Origin of the sequence: Aeromonas sp. S8(2024) (genome assembly GCF_041403085.1) — a bacterium.
In the GTDB taxonomy this organism is placed as follows: domain Bacteria; phylum Pseudomonadota; class Gammaproteobacteria; order Enterobacterales; family Aeromonadaceae; genus Aeromonas; species Aeromonas dhakensis.
The window spans coordinates 70972-89197 of sequence record NZ_JBGLRF010000012.1 but is presented as its reverse complement, the minus strand read 5'-3'; the positions used below and the strand labels follow the sequence as shown (position 1 = coordinate 89197).

The 18226-nt window shown below is 65.5% G+C and carries 16 protein-coding genes; 9 read left to right on the top strand and 7 right to left on the bottom strand.

Annotated elements, in window-relative coordinates; translation table 11 throughout:
• Positions 1 to 24: 24 nt before the first annotated feature.
• Positions 25 to 588 (bottom strand): DUF2799 domain-containing protein, encoded by a 564-nt coding sequence (locus tag ACB031_RS20990; RefSeq protein WP_010636208.1) that lies wholly within the window; start codon positions 586 to 588, stop codon positions 25 to 27.
• A gap of 209 nt (positions 589 to 797) precedes the next feature.
• On the opposite strand from ACB031_RS20990, the gene ACB031_RS20985 reads away from it, so the two are divergent.
• Positions 798 to 1637, top strand: coding sequence for an isopenicillin N synthase family oxygenase (locus tag ACB031_RS20985; protein WP_010636209.1), 840 nt, complete (start codon positions 798 to 800; stop codon positions 1635 to 1637).
• 214 nt (positions 1638 to 1851) lie between these two features.
• Positions 1852 to 3165 carry a sodium-dependent transporter gene (locus ACB031_RS20980; RefSeq protein WP_005304835.1) on the top strand — a complete coding sequence of 438 codons (1314 nt, stop codon included), beginning with the start codon at positions 1852 to 1854 and terminating at the stop codon, positions 3163 to 3165.
• 5 nt (positions 3166 to 3170) lie between these two features.
• Here ACB031_RS20980 and ACB031_RS20975 read toward each other — a convergent pair whose 3' ends face one another.
• Complete coding sequence (locus ACB031_RS20975) at positions 3171 to 3890, bottom strand: substrate-binding periplasmic protein (RefSeq protein ID WP_371140187.1); 720 nt, start codon at positions 3888 to 3890, stop codon at positions 3171 to 3173.
• Positions 3891 to 4321: 431 nt separating this feature from the next.
• Between ACB031_RS20975 and ACB031_RS20970 the strand changes: the two genes are divergently transcribed.
• Positions 4322 to 5635: a sodium-dependent transporter gene (locus ACB031_RS20970; RefSeq protein WP_024941676.1), complete on the top strand. Its 1314-nt coding sequence runs from the start codon at positions 4322 to 4324 to the stop codon at positions 5633 to 5635.
• A 31-nt stretch (positions 5636 to 5666) separates the two neighbouring features.
• Here the strand turns inward: ACB031_RS20970 and ACB031_RS20965 are convergent, their stop codons facing one another.
• The 5 genes from ACB031_RS20965 to ACB031_RS20945 all read right to left on the bottom strand — a co-directional run bounded on the left by ACB031_RS20965 (position 5667) and on the right by ACB031_RS20945 (position 12152).
• A complete protein-coding gene (locus ACB031_RS20965; RefSeq protein ID WP_206865826.1) occupies positions 5667 to 7292 on the bottom strand; it encodes a hypothetical protein in 1626 nt (541 codons plus the stop codon).
• 67 nt (positions 7293 to 7359) lie between these two features.
• Complete coding sequence (locus ACB031_RS20960; RefSeq protein ID WP_371140181.1) at positions 7360 to 8145, bottom strand: DUF3142 domain-containing protein; 786 nt, start codon at positions 8143 to 8145, stop codon at positions 7360 to 7362.
• Positions 8115 to 10175 carry a hypothetical protein gene (locus ACB031_RS20955; RefSeq protein WP_371140180.1) on the bottom strand — a complete coding sequence of 687 codons (2061 nt, stop codon included), beginning with the start codon at positions 10173 to 10175 and terminating at the stop codon, positions 8115 to 8117. Before ACB031_RS20955 ends, ACB031_RS20960 begins: the two co-directional genes overlap by 31 nt.
• A gap of 93 nt (positions 10176 to 10268) precedes the next feature.
• Entirely contained in the window at positions 10269 to 10733 is a 465-nt protein-coding gene (locus ACB031_RS20950) for a hypothetical protein (protein ID WP_371140179.1), read from the bottom strand.
• Positions 10734 to 10775: 42 nt separating this feature from the next.
• Positions 10776 to 12152, bottom strand: coding sequence for a PLP-dependent aminotransferase family protein (locus tag ACB031_RS20945; protein ID WP_162512965.1), 1377 nt, complete (start codon positions 12150 to 12152; stop codon positions 10776 to 10778).
• A 117-nt stretch (positions 12153 to 12269) separates the two neighbouring features.
• On the opposite strand from ACB031_RS20945, the gene ACB031_RS20940 reads away from it, so the two are divergent.
• The 6 genes from ACB031_RS20940 (at position 12270) to ACB031_RS20915 (ending at position 18191) form a co-directional block, all read left to right on the top strand.
• The gene (locus ACB031_RS20940) at positions 12270 to 12866 is read left to right on the top strand and encodes a LysE family translocator (RefSeq protein WP_005304811.1); all 597 of its coding nucleotides are present in this window, start codon (positions 12270 to 12272) and stop codon (positions 12864 to 12866) included.
• 124 nt (positions 12867 to 12990) lie between these two features.
• Entirely contained in the window at positions 12991 to 13581 is a 591-nt protein-coding gene (locus tag ACB031_RS20935) for a LysE family translocator (RefSeq protein ID WP_010636219.1), read from the top strand.
• Positions 13582 to 13711: 130 nt separating this feature from the next.
• Positions 13712 to 14404 carry an aspartate/glutamate racemase family protein gene (locus ACB031_RS20930; protein WP_371140178.1) on the top strand — a complete coding sequence of 231 codons (693 nt, stop codon included), beginning with the start codon at positions 13712 to 13714 and terminating at the stop codon, positions 14402 to 14404.
• A 125-nt stretch (positions 14405 to 14529) separates the two neighbouring features.
• Positions 14530 to 16149, top strand: coding sequence for a multicopper oxidase CueO (cueO, locus tag ACB031_RS20925; protein WP_017787605.1), 1620 nt, complete (start codon positions 14530 to 14532; stop codon positions 16147 to 16149).
• A gap of 155 nt (positions 16150 to 16304) precedes the next feature.
• Positions 16305 to 17411 carry a 1-acyl-sn-glycerol-3-phosphate acyltransferase gene (locus ACB031_RS20920; protein WP_010636222.1) on the top strand — a complete coding sequence of 369 codons (1107 nt, stop codon included), beginning with the start codon at positions 16305 to 16307 and terminating at the stop codon, positions 17409 to 17411.
• A 309-nt stretch (positions 17412 to 17720) separates the two neighbouring features.
• Positions 17721 to 18191, top strand: coding sequence for a YhcH/YjgK/YiaL family protein (locus ACB031_RS20915; RefSeq protein ID WP_005304798.1), 471 nt, complete (start codon positions 17721 to 17723; stop codon positions 18189 to 18191).
• The last annotated feature ends 35 nt before the right edge of the window (positions 18192 to 18226 follow it).

The following is an 18226-nucleotide window of genomic DNA, read 5'->3' as shown; positions in this document are numbered from 1 at the left end:
GCCCTGTCGGCCCCTTTTGGTTTGTCAGTTCCCGAAGGTGAACTGGATCACCCGATCCGGGAAGCGGATCCGGTTGTAGTCGCGGCGCAGCCCCTCGTAGTGACGGATGGCGCGCTCGCGCTGGGCGCGGTAGTAGTCGCGCTGCTTGCTGTCGTTCTCGTTGCGGATCTGGCGCTCCAGCGTCTCGATGTCGCGCTCGGTCCGCTCCATCTCGCTCTTGAGATCGCTCAGCTGCTTCTCCACCAGGTACTCCTTGCGGCCGCGATCGTACTGGGTCAGGAAGCTGGCGTCGTTGGGGCAGACCCCCAGGTACTCGGCGCCGGACTTGCCCTTGCTGTAGGCGAGCTCGGGAATGCAGTAGAGCTCCAGCCCCTTGGCATAGCCCCGTTTCCACTCCGCCTCATCGACCTTGAGACCGTATTCACCGCAGGTCGAGACGTAGTCGCGGGTGGCGCTCGGGGTCTTGCCCTGCTCACCATCCTGATAACCCAGGTTGTACCAGCTCATGGTACGGCACTCTTCTTCCGACAGCGAGCTGCAACCGGCGAGCAGGAAGGGCAGGGTCAGCAACAGGATCTTGGGGGACATGGACGACGGGCTCCGAGAGAGATGATGGGGGGCATTCTAGAGAGGATGCCGGGGCAGGACAAGGGATGAAAAGCGGCGTCGGCCGACACCGTTTTTTGAGCGGTTTGTCACTATTTGCACAGGCTGGCGACGTGGCGGCCCGCGCCCTTTCCTTGTCGCCGGTCACGGGGTAAACTGCGCCATCTTTTAACTGGCGCGTAACAAAAACAATGAAAGTCCTGACCGTCGATTACCGCTCGCCCGACGCGGCGCAGCGCTTCACCGAATCCCTGCGGACCACCGGCTTCGGGGTGCTGACCAATCACCCCATCCCGAAAGAGCTGGTGCAGTCCATCTATGACAACTGGTATCGCTTCTTCATGAGCGAGCAGAAGCAGGATTTCCTGTTCAATCGCGAGACTCAGGACGGTTACTTCCCGCCGTCGGTGTCCGAAGTGGCCAAGGGCCACAGCCAGAAGGACATCAAGGAGTACTTCCACATCTACCCCTGGGGCCAGATGCCTGCCGAGCTGAAAGAGCAGGCGATGGAGTACTACCGTCTCGCCAACGACCTGGCGGCCGAGCTGTTGGGCTGGGTCGAGCAGTATACCCCGAGCGACATCGCCGCCCACTACAGCTGCCCGCTCTCCTCCATGATTGAAGAGAGCCAGAAAACCCTGCTGCGGGTGCTGCACTACCCGCCGTTCGACGGCACCGAGGAGCCGGGCGCCATCCGCGCCGCCGCCCATGAAGACATCAACCTGCTGACCATACTGCCCGCCGCCAACGAACCTGGCCTGCAGGTGAAGGGGTCCGATGGCGAGTGGATGGACGTGCCGTGCGATTTCGGCACTCTCATCATCAACATCGGCGACATGCTGCAGGAGGCCTCCCGCGGCTACTACCCCTCCACCACCCACCGCGTCATCAACCCGACCGGCGGCAGCGCCGCCAAGTCGCGCATCTCCCTGCCGCTGTTCCTCCATCCGCGGCCGGACGTGGTGCTCTCCGAGCGTCATACCGCCCACAGCTACCTGATGGAACGGCTGCGGGAGCTGGGGGTGATCTAGTCCCCGAACCGGGCTCACCACAGTGCCAAACCGGAGCAAAATTGCTCCGGTTTTTATTTGTTGGCAGGATTGCGCGCTAAATAGAATTTAATTAGTCATTGCTGCCAATAATACGTGTTTTATCCAGATAAGCGGCGTTGTGATTGCGCAGCCCCCCCCGTACTCTGAGCGTCATTTTGGGCCCCTTGTAGCGGGCCCCACGGTTGGAGTTCTTATGAAGCAGTCCCAATGGTCATCCCGGCTCGGTTATATCCTGGCCGCCGCCGGTTCAGCAGTCGGTCTCGGCGCTATCTGGAAGTTCCCCTATGTGACGGCCGCCAACGGCGGCGGCGCCTTCCTGCTGGTGTTTTTGCTGTTCAGCTTCACCCTGGGGGTGGCGGTGCTGATGGGGGAGACGCTGCTCGGCAGCCTGAGCCGGCGCGGGGTGGTGGGAGCCTTCGGTGAGCTGATGGGCAAGCGCTGGCGCTGGGTCGGCGCCATGGGGCTGCTCAGCAGCCTGCTCATCTACAGCTTCTACAGCGTGGTGGGCGGCTGGACCCTGGGCTACACCGGTATGGCGCTGGCGGGCAGCCTGCAGCACGGTGATGGCGCGGCCCTGACCGCCCGCTTCAACGACTATGTGGGGGATCCGCTCTGGCCGGTGCTTACCCACCTGCTGTTTGCCGGGCTCACCTGGTGGTTCGTGCAGGGGGGCGTGCAGAAGGGAGTGGAGCGCACCCTGCGCTGGATGATGCCGGCCCTCTTCATCATGATCCTGATGCTGGTGGCCTTTGGCCTCACCCTGCCCAATGCCATGGCCGGGGTACGCCACTTCCTGATGCCGGACTTCAGCAAGCTCGGCATGTCCGGCGTGCTCGATGCCATGGGGCTGGCGTTCTTCTCCCTCTCCATTGGCCTCGGCATCCACACCACCTATGGCGCCTACCTGCCCTCCAGCGAGGGGGTCGGCCGCTCCAGCCTCTGGGTGGTATTGCTGGCAAGCCTCATCGCCGTGCTGGCGGGCTTGATGATCTTCCCTGTGCTGGCTGCCACCGGTATCGATCCCGCCTCCGGCCCGGGTCTCACCTTCATGACCATGCCGGCGGTGTTCCAGCAGTTGCCGTTCGGCCAGGGGCTGGCGGTGGTGTTCTTCGCCCTGCTGGTGGTGGCGGCACTCTCGTCTGCCATCTCGCTGCTGGAGCACCTGCAGTGCTTCGTCAGCGAGAGTCTGGGCTGGTCACGACGGGCCGCCTGCAGCCTGATCACTGTGCTGGTGATGGCGAACGGCATTCCGGTCAGCCTGTCGTTCGGCCCCTGGGCGGACGTGACCCTGTTTGGCAAGAACATCTTCGAGCTGCTCGACTTCGTCACCTCCAACCTGATGATGCCGATGTTCGGGCTGGCGCTCACCCTGCTGCTGGGCTGGCGGCTCGGTCGCCAGGCGCTGCCCGCCGGCCTGGCCCTGCATTGGCACACCCTGCTGATGGGCTGCTGGCGCTGGCTGGCACCGCTGCTCATCGGCGGCATCCTGGTACGCGGGCTGGTATAACCGGTTCAGGGATGAAGGGGGGCCGGCGTCGCCTGCGTGTGGCGGGCCCGCACCTTGTCGACGGAGGCCTGCCAGCGGGCGATCACGGCGTCATCCTCGCTCTTCGAGAAGACGATGTAGAGCCAGTTCTCCTGCAGCAGCAACCCGGAGTTCACCACGCTGCGGGGGGAGAACTTCATCTTGGCCAGGATGGCCGGCATGATCTGATCCCCCATGGGGAAGGCGTCTATCTTGCCGAGCACCAGGAGCTCGATGGCATCTTCGATGGTCTGGCAGCGCACCAGGTTGGTGTAACCCTCCCGAGTGAGCAGTTCGTCATCGGCGTTGCCGAGCAGCACGCCGACCCGCGGCAACTTGCGCAGCTGGGCCAGGTCGGTCAGAGGCTTGCTGCCTCTGGTCTGGTAGATCACCACCCGGTTCGGAAACAGCGGCCCCACCCACTTGAACTGGGACTCCCGATGGGGCGTGCGCAGGATGACGAACAGGGCGAAGCCGGGTTCGACCCGGGTCAGGGCGAGCGCCCGCTTGAGGGGGTAGATCTTGATGGGGTAGTGAACCCCCATCTCCTGCTGGACTTCCTGCACCAGCTGCACCGCCAGCCCGCCGAGCTTGCCGTTACTGGTGTGGGTAAAGGGGGGCAGCTCGTGGCTGATGAGGGTCAGCGGGGGTTGCGGCGTGGCCAGCGCCAGGGTGGGCAGCAGTAGCCAGGGCAGCAGCCAGTTCATCCAGTATCCGGTCAGGTGCGTCACGTCGGTGCATCCATGTTGCGCAAGGGGGTCGCCACGGGCGGTCGCTGACCGGCCTGCCGAGGCTAACTCTATTATTGCTCAAGGGATTGGGCTGCCTGATGATCTTTGCCGGCCGCGGCAGAGAATCCCTTTTTGAAGAGGGGGATGAAAAAAAGTTGATCGCGTTGTGTCAATTTTTCTTTCCATGGTTTAGGCTGTGATCCCGTTTGGCATTCAGGCCCGCTTATTCATGTCACCCCGCTGCGCACTGTTCGGTCGATTTTTTGGCTCGCAAGAGAGGTGACCTTGCACGCACAGCTTGTCTGAATGTTCATTGCAAAGGTCGCCACCAGGCGGCCTTTTTTGTTGCCCGCACCGTGCGGTTATCCATGGAGTATCGATGTGATGTTGTCTTGCCCGGAGGTTGTATGAGCCAGGTTCAGTGGTCTTCCCGTCTCGGTCATGTGCTGGCAGCCGCCGGTTCGGCGATCGGTCTTGGTGCCATCTGGAAGTTTCCCTATGTGACCGCCACCAATGGCGGCGGCGCCTTCCTGCTGGTGTTTCTGCTGTTCAGCTTCACCCTGGGGGTAGCGGTGCAGGTGGGGGAGACCCTGCTCGGCAGCCACAGCCAGCGCGGGGTGCTCGGCGCCTTCCGCAAGCTGGTGGGGCCGAACTGGCGCTGGATGGGTTACATGGGGATCCTGTGCGGCTTCTTCATCTACAGCTTCTACAGCGTGGTGGGGGGCTGGACCGTGGGATACGCGGCCCTGGCCATCGGTGGCGAGCTCAACCTGAGTGAGGCGAGCGCCCTCACCGCCCTCTTCACCGGTTACGTGAGCGATCCTCTCTGGCCGGCCATCACCCACCTCATCTTTGCCGGGCTCACCTGGTGGTTCGTGCAGGGGGGGCTGCAGAAGGGGGTGGAGCGGGCGCTGCGCTGGATGATGCCGGCCCTGTTCGTGATGATGCTGCTGCTGGTGGTGACCGGCCTCTCCATGCCGGGCGCCATGACCGGGGTGCGCCAGTTCCTGCTGCCCGACTTCAGCCAGCTTACCGGCCAGGGAGTGCTGGATGCCCTGGGGCTCGCCTTCTTCTCCCTCTCCATTGGCCTGGGGGTACACACCACCTACGGCGCCTATCTGCCCAGCAGCGAGGGCGTGCTGCGCTCCGGCGTCTGGGTGGTGACGCTGGCAAGCCTCATCTCGGTGCTGGCGGGGCTGATGATCTTCCCGGTGCTCGCCTCCACCGGCATCGATCCGACCGCCGGCCCCGGCCTCACCTTCATGACCATGCCGGCGGTGTTCAACCACCTGCCGTTCGGCCAGGGGCTGGCAGTGGTCTTCTTCCTGCTGCTCTTGGTGGCGGCGCTCTCCTCCTCCATCTCCATGCTGGAGCACCTGGTGCGCTTCACCACCGAAGAGTGGGGTTGGTCGCGCCGTGGCGCTTGCCGGGTGCTGACCCTGCTGATCATGGCCTGCGGCATTCCGGTCAGCCTGTCGTTCGGCCCTTGGGCCGAGTACACCCTGTTCGGCAAGACCATCTTCGATGTGCTGGACTACCTCACCTCCAACCTGATGATGCCGCTGTTCGGCCTGGTGCTGACCCTGCTGCTGGGCTGGCGACTGGGGGATCGCATGGTGCCGGCGGATCTCTCGCCAGTGTTGCGGTTCTGCCTGCTCTGGTGCTGGCGCCTGGTGGCCCCGCTGCTGATCGGCGGGATCCTGGTGCGGGGATTGCTGTAAGAGCGGCCCGGCGCTGGCCGGGCCTGAGGGCCTAGTTGGGGGGCGTGGTGGGCAGGCGGGTATTGAGGTGTGAGCGGATCTGCAGCAGCGTCTTCTGGTACTCCTTGGCATGATGCTCCATGAAGGAGGCGCTGTGGTTGAGACGCCGCTCCAGCCGGTCTACCAGCAGCGCCACCCTGGGAGCTGCCATGCCGGCCGGCCAGCACAGTTGCAGCAGCTCCAGCAACTGCCAGGCATCGCCAGGCAGGGCCGGGAACTCCTCCTGCAGCGTCAGCGCATACTGCACGGCCAGTTGGTGCTGGCCCGCCGCGCTGGCCCGCTGCCGCTCCTGGCGCAGATAGGTCAGCCGCAGCTCGCGCCGCTCCAGTTGTTTCGTCAAGTCGATGACGACCTGCTTGAACAACTGTTGCAGCAGCGGGGCCGGGGCGACCCTGGCCTGATACTGGCCTAGCTGGGTCAGGTAGCGTTTGGCGTGGTGGGGCAGGCCGCAGAACTGGCTGACGGCGAAGCCGAGCAGCTGGTTGAGGTGGTTGTCCCGCGCGCTCTCCGGCGGGTGCTTGGCCAGCAGCAGCAGGGCCTCGTCGAAGCGGTAGTCCAGGCTCAGCATCAGCGCCTTGAGCAGGGCATCCTCATGAGCCCGCAGGGTGACGGCCTGGTTGAGGTAGCGATACTCCTGCTGCAGTGAGCTGATCCTGGCGGCGCTCGGGTAGTGCCAGAGCACCGCCAGGCTGGCATTGAGGATGAAGTTCTCGATGGATACCCGCAGCTTGTGATCGGCAAAGAAGCGCAGGCAGAGGGCATTTGCCTGCTCCAGCGCCTTGCCCTCATCCTTGATCAGCAGTGCCAGCAGGATGGCCGCCTGGCGCCACTCCGGTTGCCAGGCGTTTTTTTGCAGCAGATGGCCGATCACGTCCCAGGCTGCCTCCCACTGCCCCTCGTGCAGCAAACAGGCCAGCGCCAGCTCCAGCTGCAGGGCCGGCGGCAGCCGCTCCCGGTTGCGGGCCAGATCCTTGCGCGCGCTCTCCAGCCTGCCGAGTCCCAGCAGGGCGTAGATCAATCCCTTGCGCGGCCACCAGGCGTCATATTCCGTGGTACAGACTGCGTAGTGCTGGGAGGCATGGAAGTGATCCTGCCATTGCAGCAGCATGTAGCCCTTGCTCCGGTCCAGCTGTTGTCCCAGCTCCCGATACTTCTGCTGCTCATAGAGCAGGTCCTCGCACAGGGCACAGCTCAGTTGCCACTCCCTGAGCCGCATCGGGGCCGGCAGGGCCCGGGTCAGCCCGGTCAGCTGTACCAGCTCGTGCAGGCGGGTGGTCAGTTGCTCCTGGGTAAAGGGGATGGTCAGCTGCAGGGAAAAGTAGAGATCCGAGGGGGGATAGTGGAGTGGCTCCGGGTCTGCATTGAGCAACAACAGTACGCAGCCCGGCTCCAGTAGCCCCAGATAGTGAGCCTCCTGCAGCATGCGTACTCCCTCCAGGTCCTGGTGATGGCTCTGGTGGCAGATGATGGCGTCGAACGACTGCTGGCGCAGCAGGGTTGGCAGGGTTGCCAGCTCCTTGCAGTGGGTCAGCTGGGTTGATGCTATGCCCTGCTGGCTCAGCCCCTGGGAGAGCGCCGTGCTGAGCATGGTGTCGTCTTCGATCAGGAGGATCTGCATCCTTGGCACTCCTTGGCCGGTTCAGGATCGGAACAAGTATGGCATGTGATGGAGTCAAAAAGAGCTATTACTCTGTTACAGAGGTGCCGTGCCGGTCAACCCCTCGTCCGGGCTCACCAGAGGGGGGGCGAGAGGGCGCCGGATTGACAAGAAACACCACCATGCCGCCATAGGCGGGGGAGCTGGTCAGACGGCGCTCCCACTCTTTATCCCACTCACCTCCCTGCACCAGCCCCACCTTGAAGGGGAGGGTCAGCCGCGTCAGCGTTTGCAGGTAGCGCGCGTAGCCGAGCTCGGTGCGACGGCCACGGTAGGTCTGTACCACCAGCTCGTCGACCGTGCCGGCGAGGGCGTTGAGGGTGGCCACATCGCCGGTGCGGGTCCAGTCCAGCAGGCCGGTGATGCTGATGGCGCAGCCAGCGGGCAGCTGGCGGCGCAGTTTGCGTAGGAAGTCGCCATAGTCCGCCAGCCGGTGGGTGCGGGCATCAAAATCAATCTGGACGCCGCGCACCTCATTGCCCTTGCGCTGCCAGGCCGCCAGCTGGTTGGTCAGGCTCTTGATAAGGGCCTCATCCCAGTCGAGCCGCTCCACCCGATAGGCGAGCCAGAGCTCCTTTACCGGCAGCTTGCTCGGCGCTATGCCCTGCCCCTGAAAACGCACGGGCTGGCGCGCATCGAGGGGGCCTATCTCCCCCTGATGCAGATAGAGGCGCTCGGCCTGCTGCAGCACCGGCTGGGGCCTGACCCCGGCCCACAGCCAGAACTGGCGGTAGTGGCTCGCCTCGACGGCGGCGCTGGCCTCGGCGCTCAATAGCGCAAGCATCACCAGTAATATTTGAGCTGTTTGGCCCACTGGCTCGTTCCGTACTGGCGTTTGAGGGTGTTGAACCAGCCCTTGCGCTGGCTGAGGGGGATCTCCTGGCTGCCGCAGCTGTTGTTGCCGCTCGGGGCGTAACAGTTGATGGCGCGATAGAGGGCGTAGGCCTTCTCCTCCTTGGCGGCCTTGGGGTTGGCGATCACCTGTTGATACCAGTCGAGCCGGCTGCGCTGCTGACCGGCAAACAGATCCCGGCTGCCCGCCAGAGTGTCGGCCCCCGGCCGCTGCAGGAGCGGATCCCAGTCCAGCCCCTGGCTCAGGAAGAACTCGCCGAGGCAGTTGAGCGCCTTGGGGGATTTGGGGTTGTCCGCCAGGGTGGTGACCACCGCGGTGAGCGCCGGGCATTGATACTCCTGGCTCCCTTGCCAGTCGAACGGGGCGGCCAGCGGGGCCAGCGCCAGATCCTGCAGGAAGCCCCGGTAGTCGCCGTGGGTCAGCTGCTTGTAGCGCAGGGTGTGGCCGGCACGCTGGCGCAGGGTGTCGGAGGCCTGCTCATCCTGCACCATGCGGCGCAGCAGCGGGGCCGGCGCCACGTACTCCAGCAGCGGAATGCGGTAGTGATCGCTCTGGATGGGGCTCTCCTTGGCAAACACCTGCTCCAGCTGGCCGGCCCGCTCCAGGGTCATGGCCAGCGCCAGTTGCAGCAGCTGATCCTGCAAGGGGGTGGGCTGGCTGGCGAGCAGGGCGCGCCACTGTTGCTCCGCCTCGGGCAGTGCCTGACTGGCCGCCAGCGCCATGCCCTTGAGCACCTGCTGGCTGAATGCCAGGCTGTCGAGCGGCCCCTTGCCGAGGGCGGGAGCAGCGGCGATGACGGCAGCATAATCCTTGGCCAGATAGTAGCGCTCGGTCTGTTGCAAATAGGCGAGCCAGGCCGGGTTGCCGGCAAACTGGGCGCTTTGCTGGGCCAGCTCGCCGTTTTGCAGCGGCTGCCACTCGTCCCAGCTCTCGTGCAGCCGCAGCCGGCGCAGATCCTGCACCAGGGTCAGCTGCGGCATGGCGGCTGAGCCGGTGAAGCCGGGTTGCATCAGCAGCTTGAGGTCTATTTCGTTGAGCAGCTCCGGGTTGCCCGGCTGGCGGCTGGCCTGCTGGAACAGGCCGGCCAGCGCCGCCTCGTCCCCCTTGAACCAGGCGAGCCGGCGCAGCAGCCCGTTGGCGGAGTCGAGATAGCGCCCCTCTGGGTAGCGGCTGCGATAGTCGGCGATGAACTGCTCGGCGCGCTGCACGGCAGCCTGGTCAATCAGGTTGCGATCCAGGGTGCCCCAGTCATCGAAGGCGCTTTGTTGGGACTGGTTGAGGGCGACCCGGATCCGCATGTAGTCCGCCGTCTCTTTCAGCCAGGGCTGAGCCTGCCCGGCGAGGGCGGCAAACAGCGCATCGGCCTGCGCGAACTCCCCCTGATAGAAGAGTCGGCTGGCGGCCAGGTAGTCGGCAAAGCCCTGGCCGGCGGCCGACAGCGGTGCGGCCTTGGCTTCTGGCGCCGTTTCGACCTGCTGGGCGCACTGGCCCAGCATGGCCAGCCGCTGGCGGGCCAGCTGGCTACGCTCGTCGGCACCCAACGCCGGGGTGTCGACCAGCGCTTGCAGGAAGGCTTCGGCCGCGACCGGGTTGTTGCTGATGCAGCGCCCCTCGCTCCAGCCGGCGGCCCGCTCCAGGGCGGCCTGGGTGATGCTCTGCTCGATGCCAAGACCGGCGGCCAGCACCAGCAGGGGATCCGGCCCGGCGGGGGCCGGCTCGGCCTGGGTCGGGTTGAGCCGGGCCGGGTTGAGCAGATCCTCGATGGCGAAGGGCAGCGGCAGCGGCGCCTTGGGTAGCGAGAAGGCCTGCTCATCGGCCAGCAGCAGCGCCAGGTTGGTGCGGGTATCGTTGTCGGGGGAGAGGAACGGCAACCCGTTCAGGTGGCACTGGGCGGCGGTCAGTTGCAGGGTGAGCGGCGTCTCGCAGCCATCCGGGCCGCAGGCCAGGGCGGGCAGGCTGCAGAGGGTCAGCCACAGGGGAGTCAGTTTCATGGGCGCTTCCAGCAGGAGTCGGGATGCTGGCACGCTACAAGATGCCTTCGCCCCTTTCAACTGACCATAGGGGCAGGTCGGCCGGCGGCGGGCCTACTGCAGGCCGGGCCCCTTGGCCGAAAAGGGGCAGTCGCGCTGCTGGATCAGTTGTTCTCCCGAGCCCGCCGCCCCCTGCCAGTGCAGGTCGAGCTGGCCGAGGCGGCCCAGGTGGCGCAGCTCGAACTCGTAGCGCAGGCAGGGCTCGGTGAGGGGCAGGCTGGCCATGCCGGCCGGCAGCCGGTAGTCGTAGCGCAGCAGGGGGCCGTCTGTCAGCGTGCTGCGGCTGGGTAGCAGCCCTTGTGCCGTGGGGACGGGGGCGCTCAGCTGGCGGCGCAGGCTGAGGGGAGCGTCGATCGCCTTCTGGTAATGGAGGCCGTTCATGGCCGCCAGCTCCTCTTCCAGCCGCTGCAACTCCCCCTCCAGCCCGTTCAGCGCCGCCCCCAGCTGTTGATGGGCGGGGGCGGCGCAGCCCCCCAGCAGCAGGGTGAGGAGCAAAAGCGGGGCGCGGGTCGGGTGCATGGGCTCTCCTTTGAGCGCACGGATGGGCTGGGCCGGGGCTGACTATAGCAGGGTATTGGTGGGCGGCGCGGTGCGCAGCAGGCCGGCGAGCCGCTCCAGCGCCTCGGCGACGCGGGCGTCGGTGGCCGGCTGGCTCAGGCTCAGCCGCACCCCTTGCGGCGCGGCGAACTGGCCGGCGGCGAAGTGTTCCCCGCTCGCCACGCCGACGTCAAGGGCGTTGGCAGCCTCGGCAAACTCCTGGCTGCGCCAGGGCTCCGGCAGCGGCAGCCAGGCGTGCATGGAGCCCGCCTGCCAGCAGGCCTCCGGCAACAGGTGGCGCAGCAGCTCGCCGCGACGTGCCAGGATCTGCCGTTGCTGCTCTACAAGAGGCATGATCTGGCGCTGGCTCACCAGCTTGCAGGCCAGCTCGATGAGCAGCGGGCTCACCATCCAGCTCGACAGTCGCATCGCCTGGGCGAAGGCACCGCGCAAGTGGGGCGGAGTCAGCACGAAGCCGACCCGCAGGCCGCCGCAGGCGATCTTGGCCAGACTGCCGAGGTAGATGACCCGCTCCGGCGCCAGGTTGACCAGCGGCGTCACCGGCTGCTGGGGCAGCAGGCCGTTGACGTCGTCCTCGATGATCAGCAGATCGTGACGGCGGGCGATGGCGATGATGGCCTCGCGCCGCGCCAGGTTCATGGTGGCTGTGGTGGGATTCTGCAGGGTGGGGGTGAGGTAGAGCAGCTTGGCGCGGCGGGTGCGGCAGGCCGCCTCCAGCGCGTCGGGCAGCAGCCCCTCCTCGTCCATCGCCAGCCCCACCACCTGATTCTTCAGCTGGCGGGCGTTGCCCAGCATGCCGGGGTAGCTGAGCCCTTCGCACAGCAGGGTCTCCCCCACGCAGCCGGTGGCCAGCAGGGAGAGCATGATGCCGTGCTGGGCGCCGTGGCTGAACAGCAGGTACTCCTCGCTGCCCGCCACCCCCTGCTCGGTCAGCCAGTCGATAAAGAGCTGGCGCTGGCCGGGCTGGCCCGCCTCCTTGTCGTAACCGAGCAGGGCGTTGAGATCCCCGTCCGCGACTTCCGCCAGCATGGGCCGGATGATGGCGGCCCGATCCAGCTGCACTGGCAGGTTCTGCCACAACTCGATGCGGTGCCCCTCCTCCTTGCGGATCACCCAGGCGTTGGCCGGATCCTCATGCTCCCCCTTGACCCAGGTGCCATGGCCGACCCGGGCGGCCAGCAGCCCGCGCCGCTCCGCCTCGCCATAGGCGCGGGTGACGGTGCCGACGGTGACCCCCAGTCTGTCCGCCAGCGCCCTGTGGGTGGGCAGCCGGGTCTGGGGCGGCAGAGAGCCGTCCTGAATGGCTTGCTCGATGGCCTTCACCAGCTTGAGGTAGAGGGGGCCGGCGAAGGGGGTGAGGTCCGGGGTCCAGATTGTCATGGTGACAATAAATCCATTGATCGAAATGTATCGGCAATATAGCGTAATTTTGAACCCGATAACAATCAAAAACAGCACATTGTATCAATACAATGTGCGCAGTTCAGGAGTACAAAGATGACGATCGAATGGTATGCCACCCTGTTTGGCTTTGCGGTGCTCACCTGTGGCACACCGGGCCCCAACAACCTCATGCTGACCGCCTCCGGCGCCAACTTCGGGGTGCGCCGCACCCTGCCCCATCTGATCGGGGTGGCGGTGGGTCAGCCGGTGCTGCAGATGGTGCTGGCGCTGGGGCTCTACCCCCTGTTCGAGCGCTGGCCGCTGCTGCGCCTTGGCTTGCAGATCTTCGGCAGCCTTTATCTGCTGTGGCTGGCATGGCGCATCGCGGTGGCCGGCGCTCCCGGTGATCCGGCCCGGCGCGCCCGTCCGCTGACCCTGCTGGAGGGGTTGGGCTTTCAGTTCCTCAACCCCAAGGCCTGGATGATGGGGATCTCCGCCATCAGTCTGTTCAGCCTGCCCGGTGCCAGCTACTGGCCGAGCCAGTTCGCGGTGATGGCCATGTTCGTGCTGGTGGCGCTGCCGGTCTGCTTTGTCTGGGTGCTGTTCGGCCATCAGCTCAGCAACTGGATCAGCACGGATCGGGGCTGGCGCCGGCTCAACGGCAGCCTGGGGGCGCTGACTGCCCTCTGCGTGGTGATGCTCTGGTACTGAGCCTTGCCAGAGGCCGCATAAAGATGCGAAGAAAGTGCATTTGCGGCCTTGTCTGACGGGCACCGGCTCTGCATATTAGAAGGCTTGTCGCCGAGTCGGCGCCCTGCATCATCAAGAGGTTGAGATGGATCTGAACTGGTTGCTTCCCCTGGCGGGCTTTGCCCTCATCACTTGTGGCACGCCGGGCCCCAACAACATGCTGCTCACCAGCGCCGGTGCGGCCCAGGGCTTTCGCCGCAGTGTGCCCCTGCTGGTGGGGGTGGTGGGGGGGATCAACCTGATGATCCTGGCCACGGCGCTGGGGCTGGGGGTGATGTTCGAGCAGGTGCCGCTGCTGCACGACGGGCTCAAGCTCATCGGCTCGGCCTACCTGCTCTGGCTGGCCTGGAAGGTGGCGACCGCCAGCGGCCCGGCCGAGGGCAATCGGCCGCTGATCCCGGCCCATCAGGGGGCTATGCTGCAGCTGCTCAACCCCAAGGCGTGGATGATGGCGCTCTCCGCCATCAGCGGTTTCACCCTGGCGGGGGAGGCCTACTGGCCCTCCGCCATCTGGGTGCTCGCCATCTTCTTTATTACCGGCCTCTATACCGGGGCCTTCTGGGTGCTGTTCGGTGCTCAGGTGCGCCGCCTCATTCGCACCGCCAGAGGCTGGCGTCGTTTCAATCTCGGCATGGGGGTCGCCACGGCGGCCTGCGTGCTGATGATCTGGATTTAGTCCGGGCCTGTGCCCGGGCCTTTACCGGCTGTCTTGTTGGCCCTGCGGGGCCTTTTTTATTCCTGGGCGGTGCGATGACGCGCGCCGCCCCCTGTCTGGTTTGCACGATCGGTTCACAGAAGGAGGTCCCATGAAATGTATCGGTCTGCTGGGTGGCATGAGCTGGGAGTCCACCGTCAGCTACTATCAGGCGTTCAACCGGGGCGTGCGCGAGCGGCTCGGCGGCCTGCACTCGGCGCGGGTGCTGCTGAGCAGCGTCGACTTCGCCGAGATAGAGCGGTTGCAACATGTCGGTGACTGGCCCGCCACCGCCCGCCTGCTGGCGGCCGAGGCGCGGGCCATCCAGGCTGGCGGCGCCGATTTTCTGCTGATCGGCACCAACACCATGCACAAGGTGGCACCCGAGATTGAGGCCGCCATCGACATCCCGCTGCTCCATATCGCCGATGCCACCGCGCGTCAGCTGCAAGCGGACGGGATCCAGAGGGTCGGCCTGCTCGGCACCCGCTTCACCATGGAGCAGGAGTTCTACAAGGGGCGCCTGCAGGACAAATTCGGGCTGGAGGTGCTGGTGCCGGGCGAGGCGCAGCGGGAGCGGGTGCATCGCATCATCTATGACGAGCTGTGCCTTGGCGACATTCGCGACGCATCGCGGGCCGAGTATCTGGCCATCATCCGCGCGCTGGCCGACGCGGGCGCCCAGGCGGTGATTCTGGGTTGCACCGAGATAGCCCTGCTGGTGGGGGAGGCCGATGCCGCGGTGCCGCTCTACGACACCACTTCGATTCACGCCGAGGCGGCGGTAAGTCTGGCGCTGGCTTGAAGACAGGGGCCTGCTGGCAAGCGGATAAGCCAGAAACTGTCCGGCCGCCGGCTCGGCAGGGCTTGACCTTGCCGCAGGGTTGCTGCATAGGCTGAAGGTCCGCTTTGGCCAACGAGGAGTGACTCATGCAGCGTCGCGATTTTCTCAAACTCTCCACCGCCGTCGGTGTTGCCGGTGCCTTGCCCTGGTGGGGGCGGGCGGTTGCCGCCGAGCGACCCGCTTTGCCTATTCCTGCGTTGCTGGAGGCGGATGCCAGCGGTCTGTTCCAGCTCAGGGCCCAGCCGGGTCAGATGCAGTGGCGACGCCAGCCGACCCGCAGCTGGGGCTACAACGGCAACCTGCTCGGCCCCACATTGCGTGCCCGCCAGGGGCAGGCGGTGCGAGTCCGGGTCGCCAACCAGCTGGCGGAGACCACCACGATCCATTGGCACGGGCTGGAGGTGCCGGGCACCGCCGATGGCGGCCCGCAGGCCAGCATCCCCTCCGGCAAAGAGTGGCAGGCGGCGTTTCGCATCGAGCAGCCGGCGGCCACCTGCTGGTATCACCCCCATACCCACGGACAGACCGGCCATCAGGTGGCCATGGGGCTGGCCGGACTCTTCATCCTCGACGATGAGGAGAGCCTGCGGTTGCCGCTGCCCCAGCGCTGGGGGGTGGACGACATCCCGCTGGTGCTGCAGGACAAGCGGCTCGATGGGCGGGATCAGGTGGACTACCAGCTGGACGTGATGAGCGCGGCGGTCGGCTGGTTCGGCGATCTGATGCTGACCAACGGCGCCGTCTATCCGAACCACGACGCCCCCCGCGGCTGGCTGCGGTTGCGGCTGCTCAACGGCTGCAATGCCCGCTCCCTCACGCTGGCGACCAGCGACGGCCGTCCCTTGTATGTGATCGGCAGCGATGGCGGCCTGCTGGCGGAGCCGGTGGCGTTGAGCGAGCTGGCGCTGCTGCCGGGGGAGCGCTTCGAGGTGATGGTGGATGCCCGCAACGGCCAGGCGTTCGATCTGCTCACCCTGCCGGTGCGCCAGATGGGGATGACTCTGGCGCCATTCGATGCGGCCCTGCCGCTGCTGCGGATCCGGCCCTCCCTCATCGAGGGCAAGGGGAGCCTGCCGGACAGCCTGGCGCGGCTGCCTGCGCTGCCCGCCACTCAAGAGTTACCGAGCCGCACCCTGACCCTGTCGATGGATCCCGAGCTGGACCGGCAGGGAATGCAGGCGCTGATGAGCCGCTACGGCCACGGCGCCATGGCGGGCATGAGCATGGACCACGGTGAGGCGGGCAGCATGGCCGGGATGAAGATGGACGGGCAAGGCGACGGGATGGCCGGGATGTCGATGGCGGGGATGGATCACGGCGACATGGCCGACATGAAGCAAGCGGGCGGCGTGCTGGACTTGCACGGCGGCAACCGTATCAACGGCCAGGCCTTCGCCATGAACGACCCGCAGTTTGCGGTCAAGCGCGGCCGCACCGAGCGCTGGATCATCTCGGGGGAGGGGGACATGATGCTGCACCCCTTCCACATTCACGGCACCCGTTTCCGGATCCTGAGCGAGAACGGTCGGCCGGTGGCCCCCCATCGCGCCGGCTGGAAGGATATCGTCAAGGTGGAGGGCGGGCGCAGCGAGGTGCTTGTGCGCTTCGATCACACGGCACCGAAGGAGCGGGCCTACATGGCTCACTGCCATCTGCTGGAGCATGAAGACACCGGCATGATGCTCTCGTTCACGGTGGAAGAGTGAAATAATGGCCCGTTCGGGGCCATTGTTTTTTACTGGTCAGATCTCACTATCTGGCTGCGCCGCATACCCCTCGGCATAAAAGCGTGTAAAATTGCGCCCTGAATTTTCCGGCCGGCGCACGCCGGCCGCGACTCCTTACACGCAAGGCTGACATTGTGACAGAAGTAGATAGATTCGCGGACATTCGCCCCTACCGCGATGAGGAAGTACCGGCAGCCATCGAGCGGCTGATCCGGGATGATGAATTCATCGGCGCCATCGCCAAGTATCGCTTCGGCTCCCTGATGAGCTGGCTGGGCTGGGCCATTCGCCCGCTGATCCGCCAGTTCCTGCGCTACAAGTGGTCCAAGGTGACCACCATCCATCAGGTGCAGATGGGGGTGACCCGCTACATGAGCCGGATGATCGCCACCTCCACCCAGGGGGTGACCTTCTCCGGGCTCGAGCATCTGAAAAAGGAGCAGGGCTACCTGTTCGTCTCCAACCACAGGGACATCGCCATGGATCCGGCGTTCGTCAACTGGGGTCTGCACACCCATGGTTTCGATACCGTGCGCATTGCCATCGGCGACAACCTGCTGCGCAAGCCTTGCGCCACCGAGCTGATGAAGCTCAACAAGAGCTTCATCGTCAAGCGCTCCGCCAAGGGGCCGCGGGAGATGATGAAGGCGCTTGGCGAGCTGTCGGCCTACATCGGCCAGTCGGTGCACGAAGGCCACTCCATCTGGATCGCCCAGAAGGAAGGGCGCGCCAAGAACGGCGATGACAAGACGGATCCGGCCATCCTCAAGATGTTCTACGTGGACGGCAAGAAGCAGAAGATCGAGTTCGTCGACTACATGCGCAGCCTCAACATAGTGCCGGTCAGCATCAGCTACGAGCTGGATCCCACCGACAAGGCCAAGGCGCGCGAGCTGTACGAGAAGTCCATCAACGGCAGCTACGAGAAGGGCGAGTTTGAGGACATCGAGAGCATAGTCGCCGGTATCGTCGGCCAGAAGGGGCGGGTACACGTCTCCTTCGGCGCCCCCATCACCGAAGGCTTCAGCGATCCGGACGAACTGGCCGCGCTCATCGACAAGGCGATCTGGGGCAACTACCGCCTCTTCCCGGGCAACTACCTGGCTGCGGATGTGGCAGGCCACGCCAATACCATCGAGCAGGCCGCCTTCCTGAGCCGTCAGTCCGAGGTACCGGAAGAGCACAAGGCCATCTGGCGTGCCATGTACGCCAAGCCGGTGGAGAACGCCGCCAAGGCTTGAATGACACCGGTTTTGACCAGGTGATGCGAAAAAAACGGGAGCTGATGCTCCCGTTTTTGCGTCTGGTCAAAGTCGCCGGCAATGGAGTAGTGAATAATATTGTTTCAGCTGGTACGATCACCCGGCGAACGCGCTTGCCCCGCTTGGCAAGCCGAGGATGAGTGTGTAACAGTGCACTCACCACGCCGGAGAGAGCCATGGCTCCATCCCGGTCTGCACGGATAGCAGACGGTGTGACACAAGGACCTTCAACGGGTCCTTTTTCATTTTGCGGCTAAGATGTCGCCTGAATACACCTAAGGAAGCGCCATGATCACCGGCAGTCTGAATACCTTGCAGCGTACGCCGCTGCCCGCCCCGCTCGACCGCATCCTGGTCGAGGTGGTGCAAAGCGTCGACCGGTGGCGGCATGCCCCGCTCGGCAAGCAGGAGGTCGACGGCCTCAAGCTGTTCTGCCTGGTGAGCGAAGAGCTGACCGAGCCGGCGGCGGATCGCCGTGGCGAGTTCCATCAGCAGTATCTGGACATCCAGCTGCTGCTCGCCGGCGAGGAGTGGATCGGGGTCGGCCCGCACACCTACGCGAGCGAAGGGGCGGATCACCCCCATCCCGATCTCTGGTTCGTCGACGACGAACAGACCAGTTATCTGGCGTTGCAGCCCGGCGACTTCGCCATCTTCTGGCCGGGAGAACTGCATCGCCCCCTCTGCACCCCCAACCCGCCGGCCAAGGTGAAGAAGCTGGTGGTCAAGGTGCATCGGGATCTGCTGGCCGGCCTGTAACCGCTGGCGCAGCCTGACTGAGACGAGTGCCCGGA

Excerpts from the sequence above, each read along its gene's own strand:
- ACB031_RS20990 (WP_010636208.1), bottom strand. The coding sequence starts at position 588 with ATGTCCCCCAAGATCCTGTTGCTGACCCTGCCCTTCCTGCTCGCCGGT.
- ACB031_RS20985 (WP_010636209.1), top strand. The coding sequence starts at position 798 with ATGAAAGTCCTGACCGTCGATTACCGCTCGCCCGACGCGGCGCAGCGC.
- ACB031_RS20980 (WP_005304835.1), top strand. The coding sequence starts at position 1,852 with ATGAAGCAGTCCCAATGGTCATCCCGGCTCGGTTATATCCTGGCCGCC.
- ACB031_RS20975 (WP_371140187.1), bottom strand. The coding sequence starts at position 3,890 with ATGAACTGGCTGCTGCCCTGGCTACTGCTGCCCACCCTGGCGCTGGCC.
- ACB031_RS20970 (WP_024941676.1), top strand. The coding sequence starts at position 4,322 with ATGAGCCAGGTTCAGTGGTCTTCCCGTCTCGGTCATGTGCTGGCAGCC.
- ACB031_RS20965 (WP_206865826.1), bottom strand. The coding sequence starts at position 7,292 with ATGCAGATCCTCCTGATCGAAGACGACACCATGCTCAGCACGGCGCTC.
- ACB031_RS20955 (WP_371140180.1), bottom strand. The coding sequence starts at position 10,175 with ATGAAACTGACTCCCCTGTGGCTGACCCTCTGCAGCCTGCCCGCCCTG.
- ACB031_RS20950 (WP_371140179.1), bottom strand. The coding sequence starts at position 10,733 with ATGCACCCGACCCGCGCCCCGCTTTTGCTCCTCACCCTGCTGCTGGGG.
- ACB031_RS20945 (WP_162512965.1), bottom strand. The coding sequence starts at position 12,152 with ATGACAATCTGGACCCCGGACCTCACCCCCTTCGCCGGCCCCCTCTAC.
- ACB031_RS20940 (WP_005304811.1), top strand. The coding sequence starts at position 12,270 with ATGACGATCGAATGGTATGCCACCCTGTTTGGCTTTGCGGTGCTCACC.
- ACB031_RS20935 (WP_010636219.1), top strand. The coding sequence starts at position 12,991 with ATGGATCTGAACTGGTTGCTTCCCCTGGCGGGCTTTGCCCTCATCACT.
- ACB031_RS20930 (WP_371140178.1), top strand. The coding sequence starts at position 13,712 with ATGAAATGTATCGGTCTGCTGGGTGGCATGAGCTGGGAGTCCACCGTC.
- cueO (WP_017787605.1), top strand. The coding sequence starts at position 14,530 with ATGCAGCGTCGCGATTTTCTCAAACTCTCCACCGCCGTCGGTGTTGCC.
- ACB031_RS20915 (WP_005304798.1), top strand. The coding sequence starts at position 17,721 with ATGATCACCGGCAGTCTGAATACCTTGCAGCGTACGCCGCTGCCCGCC.